5 protein-coding genes and 1 tRNA gene are annotated in these 6,524 nt (G+C 40.4%); 2 read left to right on the plus strand and 4 right to left on the minus strand.

Features of this window, described 5'->3' with window-relative positions:
* Positions 1-1,319, plus strand: a 1,319-nt coding sequence (locus WBM98_RS05765; RefSeq protein ID WP_424365077.1) for a M28 family peptidase, incomplete at its 5' end; no start/stop codon positions are given.
* Positions 1,320-1,380: 61 nt separating this feature from the next.
* Here WBM98_RS05765 and WBM98_RS05770 read toward each other — a convergent pair.
* A tRNA-His gene (locus WBM98_RS05770) sits at positions 1,381-1,456 on the minus strand.
* A gap of 298 nt (positions 1,457-1,754) precedes the next feature.
* Here WBM98_RS05770 and WBM98_RS05775 point away from each other — a divergent pair.
* Positions 1,755-3,803: a tetratricopeptide repeat-containing sensor histidine kinase gene (locus WBM98_RS05775; protein ID WP_424365078.1), complete on the plus strand. Its 2,049-nt coding sequence runs from the start codon at positions 1,755-1,757 to the stop codon at positions 3,801-3,803.
* On the opposite strand, the gene bshB1 is transcribed toward WBM98_RS05775, so the two are convergent.
* From bshB1 to WBM98_RS05790, 3 genes are all read right to left on the minus strand, one after another.
* Positions 3,800-4,522 (minus strand): bacillithiol biosynthesis deacetylase BshB1, encoded by a 723-nt coding sequence (bshB1, locus tag WBM98_RS05780; protein WP_424365079.1) that lies wholly within the window; start codon positions 4,520-4,522, stop codon positions 3,800-3,802. The genes WBM98_RS05775 and bshB1 overlap by 4 nt on opposite strands.
* A 70-nt stretch (positions 4,523-4,592) precedes the next feature.
* Positions 4,593-5,783, minus strand: a complete 1,191-nt coding sequence (locus WBM98_RS05785) for a trans-sulfuration enzyme family protein (protein WP_424365080.1) — start codon at positions 5,781-5,783, stop codon at positions 4,593-4,595.
* 359 nt (positions 5,784-6,142) lie between these two features.
* A partial coding sequence (locus WBM98_RS05790; RefSeq protein ID WP_424365081.1) for a cytochrome c biogenesis protein occupies positions 6,143-6,524 on the minus strand: 382 nt, incomplete at its 5' end.

The raw sequence follows: 6,524 nt of genomic DNA on the forward strand, positions 1-6,524 counted from the left end.
AGTATGTGTCAATGGGTATCCCAGCGGCAAAGGAAGATGGGGACTATTATCAAGAGGTACCGATGGAAATCGCAAAAATGCCCTCGGGTGTTTTATCGATAAACGGCGAAGACTATGAACTTGGTGAAGATTTTCTTGCTTTCGAAGGACTAGAGATGTCCTTTGTAGAAATTGTCTATGCCGGGTATGGTATTGATGATGTTAACTACAGTGATTATGAAGGTCTCGATATAAAGGGGAAACTGGTATTGGTAAAATCGGGGGAGCCTATCAACGCAGATGGCACTTTCATAGTGACCGGTAACCGACAAAATTCAAAATGGAGCAGGGTCTCCGATGCTTATGGACTACGTTCAAAAGCAATTAGGGACCATGGTGGGCTCGGAATGCTATATTATGACGAAGAAAATTATGAAGGATATAAAAACTATTTCAATAGAATAAAAAATAACCCAGCTAGGGATCCCATACTAAAAACCAAGGATTCTGATTTTACGAACATTGTCTTGAGCAAAAATGCCGCAACAGCCTTATATCAAATTATTTCAGATGCCAATAAAAGTAGGGTGGTACAAACCGATCTAAAAGTAAAACTTTCATCGAATAGTAAGACCATACGTTCAGAAAACGTCGTTGCCTATATTAAAGGGGATAGCAAACCCGATGAATATGTCTTTATATCAGCGCATTTAGATCATCTCGGAATCTCCGATAATGGTCAAATCTACAATGGTGCCGATGATGATGGGTCTGGCACAGTTGCCCTCCTTGAAATTGCCGAGGCTTTTAAAAAAGCTACTGAAGCGGGGTATACACCAAAGCGATCCGTGGTTTTTCTTCATGTCACTGGCGAGGAAAAGGGGCTTTTGGGATCCCAATATTATACCGATGTAGATCCGATATTTCCCTTGCAACAGACCGTGGCCGACCTAAATATCGATATGATAGGTAGAATAGACCCCAAACGTGAGGGTGACCGCAATTATATCTATTTGATAGGCTCTGATAAGTTAAGTACTGATTTGCACAAGCTCTCTGAGGAAGTGAACGACAAGTACATGAACATAGAATTGGACTATACCTTTAACAATGAGAACGATCCGAACCGTTTTTATTATCGAAGTGATCACTACAATTTTGCCAAAAACAATATCCCAATCATTTTTTATTTTAACGGTACTCACGAAGATTATCATAAAACCACTGATACCCCTGATAAAATAAATTATGCTCTTTTAGAGAACAGAACGCGATTGATTTTCTATACGGCCTGGGAAATTGCCAATCGAGATCAAAAAATCGCAGTGGATAAAAATTAAGAAAAGATTACGCCCAAGAACAAAAAAAGCCCTGACAGGTATGTCAGGGCTTTTATTTTTTGGGTGGAAGACGGGATTCGAACCCGCGACCCTCGGTACCACAAACCGATGCTCTAACCAACTGAGCTACAACCACCATTTAAAGCGGTGGCAAAGTTAATTTTTTTTCATTGATCTTTCCAACTTAACAGGGTATATTTTTAAAAGTTTACTAAAAATCATTTCCTGAAAGATCCTTGATTGCGGGAGTGCCACACTAAAACTAATGCCATTTCATCGATGAAACACACATTTTTATAGACCAAACACACAAAAACTGGGGTTTCACAACAATTTTTATCATACTGCTGTAATGCGATTTATTTTTACTTTCCTAATCCATAAGGTGTTTTCATAAATATGCTACGGAAACAAAACGGTAATCGAATTTCCCATATGAAGAAGTTAACGCTGCTATTGTTTTTTTTATCTTTTGGATACGGTGAAATAAACGCCCAAATACCGCGTAGGGATAGCCTACATTACCAAATCAACCGTTTGCGCTCACAAAAGGATTTTAGTCCCAAAGACAGTTTATTCATTGCTTTATTGAATGATCTCGGGGAAGAAATGCGCTATTATAAATCCGACAGCCTGTACACATTATCCAAAGAGGCATATGCACATGCTTCAGAGGCCAAAGACCCATATGGGCAAAGTAAATCGTTGGTTGGTATGGGTAACTATTACGAGGATCATGGTAAGTATGATCAATCGATAACGTATTATCAAAAGGCCTTGCATTTGGCCAAAGGCATTGATAATATCAATCTGATCCTGAACATAGAAAACAATATGGCCAGTGTTTATTATTATAAGGGGGACTATGCCAAGGCATTGAGCCTTTATTTAAAAAGTGTTGAGCTCGCTACCCAATATGACAACGATGAAATGCTGTCTATCATCAATGAAAATATCGCCAATCTATATGCGGCACAAAATGACTATGACCAAGCCATTCATTTTTATAAAATCGTCAAAAAAATCAACGAAAGAATAGGCAATGACATCTATACCGCCGAAACACTGAGCAATTTAGCTTCGGTATACGCTGATATGGGAGAATTGGAATATGCCATGTACAATGTTAATAGTAGTCTCACCACTTTTGAAAAGTACAATATCATGGACTGGTTAGCCTATGCATATGAAATCAAGGGTAAAACGTACCTAAAGGATAGAAATTTCAAATGGGCCCTATATTGGTATAAGCAAAGTGAGATGATCCACGAAAGTCTTGAAGACAATAGAGGTGAGACTTCTTTGTTGAATGGAATTGCCGAGGCTTATTTGGGACAGCAAAAAGATAGCTTGTCCGAACAGTATGCCTTAAAAGCCTTTGCTATTTCCCAAAAAATAAAGTTTTATGAAGAAACGCAAAAAAGTGCCAAAATCCTATATCAGATAAATAAGAACAAAGAAGATTTTACCTCCGCCCTGAAGTTTCATGAACTATTCCAAACCCTTCATGACACCATTACCAGGAACAAGAATGAAAAGAATCTTACGATGTTGGTCACCAAGTTGGATTTTGAGAAACAAAAAGAGAATCTTATGGCCGAAAATGAAAAAGCCTTGGCCAGTCAAAAAAGATATATCTATGCCGCCTTACTCATCCTGATCATATTCTTGATCGTGACCTTGATTGTGCGAAGAAATGAAAAAATACAGAAAAAACTGAATATTGAGCTGCACAATAAAACGGCAGAATTAGTTCGTAACGAGATAGAATTAAGGGACATCAATGCAACAAAAGACAAACTATTCTCAATAATCGGTCATGATCTTAGAGGACCGATCGGTGCTTTTCAAGGGCTCTTGAAACTTTATAAGGACGGGGAAATCGATAAGACGGAATTTTTAAATTTTATACCAAAACTAAGCACCGATATCGACCACATATCATTTACACTGAATAATCTATTATCCTGGGGTCGGACACAGATGAATGGATCAGTGACCAAACCAAGTATTGTTTCCATCGATAATCTAGTAAATGAAAATATTAATCTCCTATCGGAAACCGCCAAGGCCAAATCCCTCACGATCGTGAATAAAATGACCACGAATATCCTTTCTTGGTCCGATAGTGACCAAATTGATATCGTTATTCGTAATCTTATGAGCAATGCCATTAAGTTTACACCTGAAAGAGGTTTGATCACCTTTGAGGCGGTTGAACGAAGCAGTACATGGGAAATCTCAGTGCGGGATACAGGCATAGGTATTGATGAAGAAACCCGAAAGAAAATTTTCGAAAAAAATTCGAATGTAACGACTTATGGCACGAACCATGAAAAAGGGACAGGTTTGGGATTGTCGCTCTGCAAAGAAATGGTAGAAAAGAACAATGGGAAAATTTGGGTTGAAAGCATAATTCCCCATGGTTCATGTTTTTTCTTTACCCTTCCCAAAGTAAAGAGCAAATTACAGAAAGCCGGTTAAATCAAATCGCTTAGGCCCTTTATCCCCGGGTAACGCTCGGTGGTGAATCCTTCACCGTGGTCTACCCCTATCAATCGGCCCAGATCTCTTGCCCTATACTGTACGCTATCAAAAAAATTCTTACTGCTGATAGGAGTTTCGGGAGCATCACTTTCAGGGTCATGAAATTGGGAGGAATACGCTAAAATAGCCTCGACCTTTTTATCCATATACCCTGAAACATCAACAACAAAGTCAGGGGTTAGGTTTTTCCATTGAATATAATGATACACATGTTTGGGCCGCCAAGGTTCTTGCCATTGGTCATCACCCTCCATTTTCGAGTCGATTTTGACAAGTCCACTCAAAAAACAGGCATCACTTACCAATTTACTTCCCTTTGCATGGTCAATATGTCGGTCGTCGATGGCATTGCATAACACGATATCAGGACAATATTTACGTAGCTCCCGAATAATGGCCATCTGATGCTTTTGGTCATTAACAAAAAACCCATCTGCGAATTCAAGATTTTCACGAACTACGACCCCTAGGATCTCGGCAGCAGTGGTAGCTTCCTTATCCCTGATTTCGGCAGAGCCTCTTGTTCCCAGTTCACCGCGGGTCAAATCGATGATCCCCACTTTTTTGCCGTTGGCAACTTCCTTTGCTATGGTGGCACCGGCACCGAGTTCAGCATCATCGGGATGTGACCCGAAAACCAAGATGTCTAATTTCATTTTTATTTTTTATAGTATGGTCAATTTGAAAACAAAAGGGCAACCTAGAGTTGTAAGGGACATAATGATATTATTTGGCCAGCTGCACCTTTCGAAGCCCAGCTTTATCTCCCTTAAGTTTTTTCAAGGCCTGTTCAATGTCAAAAATCAAATCTTCCGGTTCTTCTATACCCACGGAAAATCGAATAAGCCCGTCTGAAATTCCCTGATTCAAACGCTCTTCAGGTCCAATGAGGGCATGTGAGGTCTGTGTGGGTGATAGCACCGTACTTTCAACACCTGCCAAGCTCATCGATGATTTGATCAATTGCAATGCGTTTTGAAATTCGGAAGCATCATACGCTGGATCCAATTCAAAAGACAACATGCCACCAAACCCTGACATCTGGGCTTTGGCCAACTCATGACCAGGGTGGTTGGGCAAACCGGGATAATAGACCTTATTGATTTCGGAATGGGTAGATAGGTATTCGGCCAAACGTTGCGCATTGGCATTCTGAGCCTTTACGCGTATGCCCATGGTTTTGATACTGCGTTCCAACAACCAGACGGTATAATCACTCAAGCTACCTCCCAAATTTTTGGCCAACTGAAAAATACGTTCCATATTATCATTGGATGAGGCCACTGCCCCGGCACAAATATCGGAATGGCCTCCCATATATTTTGTGGCACTATGTATGATGACGTCGATACCAAAATCAATTGGATTTTGATTCACCGGACTCGCGAAGGTATTATCAATCATAGAGACCAATCCATGCTTTTTGGCAATTTTGGCTATGGCCGATATATCGGTGATCGTCAATAATGGATTTGATGGGGTTTCTATAAAAACTACTTTGGTATTCCCCTTTATTTTATCCTCAAAATCCTTCGGATCCAAACCTTCGGTAAAAGAATACTCAATACCATACTTTGAAAACTCCTCGTTCACAAAATTATACGTACCACCATAAAGCGTTTTCTGAAGTACAATATGGTCCCCAGCCCTCAAGAATGCCAAAAGAGCTGTACTTATTGCTGCCATACCGCTCCCAAAGATCATGGCCGCTTCCGCATGTTCCAAAGCGGCTATTTTCTTCGCTAAGGCCACCTGGTTTGGAGTATTGAAATATCTCGGATAACGCTTAACGTCAACATCTTCAAAAGCATATGAGGTACTCATATACAAGGGTGATATGGCTCCTTTGAACTGTTCGTCATGAATTTCGCCCTCATGTGTGCAAATGGTATTTATACCTTTTCTCTGTGTGCCCATACATTCTTATTTAACAAAGGTTAAAGTTATAAAATTCTTTTCGCCGACCAATACCGCAGGTTCTATAAAGTTAACATAAAAAATAGCCAGGCGTTTAAGGGTCTGTTGTTAGACTAGAATCTTCTTCCAGTTACCTTTCCGAAACCAAACCATGGATATAACCGCGAGCGTGACCTCAGCCAGCATCAATACGAAGAACATGGTCGACACTGTACAGATGAGGCTTGCTTGATGTATTGGACCGCTGAGACGGGGGAAGGGTTACTCAATACCATTAGTGGTGGTACTGTCCCTTCATTAGACGAACAATGCATCAATGATTTGAAAGCAAATGGCGGTAAATAAGTTTTTACCTAAACTTATTTTTTATAATTCACCTGATACCTCCAATAGCTGATTGCTCCCAAGATAAACACACCGAATATCGTATAATAAATAAACGAAGGAGTTATTACCTGAGCACCGCTGGCATAACTATGCAACCCTACCAAGTAGAAATTCACGCCGAAATAGGTCATCATAATACTGCCAAATGCCACGACGCTGAGAAAGCTAAAGAGCCATCTACCCCGCATACCAGGGACCAAACGCGCATGAATAACGAAGGCATAGACCATTATGGAAATCAAGGCCCATGTTTCCTTTGGATCCCAGCCCCAATAACGGCCCCAACTTTCGTTTGCCCACTGTCCCCCAAGAAAGTTTCCAATGGTTAGCATGACCAAACCGACCATCAAGGCC

Source organism: Maribacter sp. (genome assembly GCF_049667165.1).
Classification (GTDB): Bacteria; Bacteroidota; Bacteroidia; order Flavobacteriales; family Flavobacteriaceae; genus Maribacter_A.

Coding starts and splice junctions, on each gene's coding strand:
- WBM98_RS05775 (WP_424365078.1), top strand. CDS start 1,755: ATGAAGAAGTTAACGCTGCTATTGTTTTTTTTATCTTTTGGATACGGT.
- bshB1 (WP_424365079.1), bottom strand. CDS start 4,522: ATGAAATTAGACATCTTGGTTTTCGGGTCACATCCCGATGATGCTGAA.
- WBM98_RS05785 (WP_424365080.1), bottom strand. CDS start 5,783: ATGGGCACACAGAGAAAAGGTATAAATACCATTTGCACACATGAGGGC.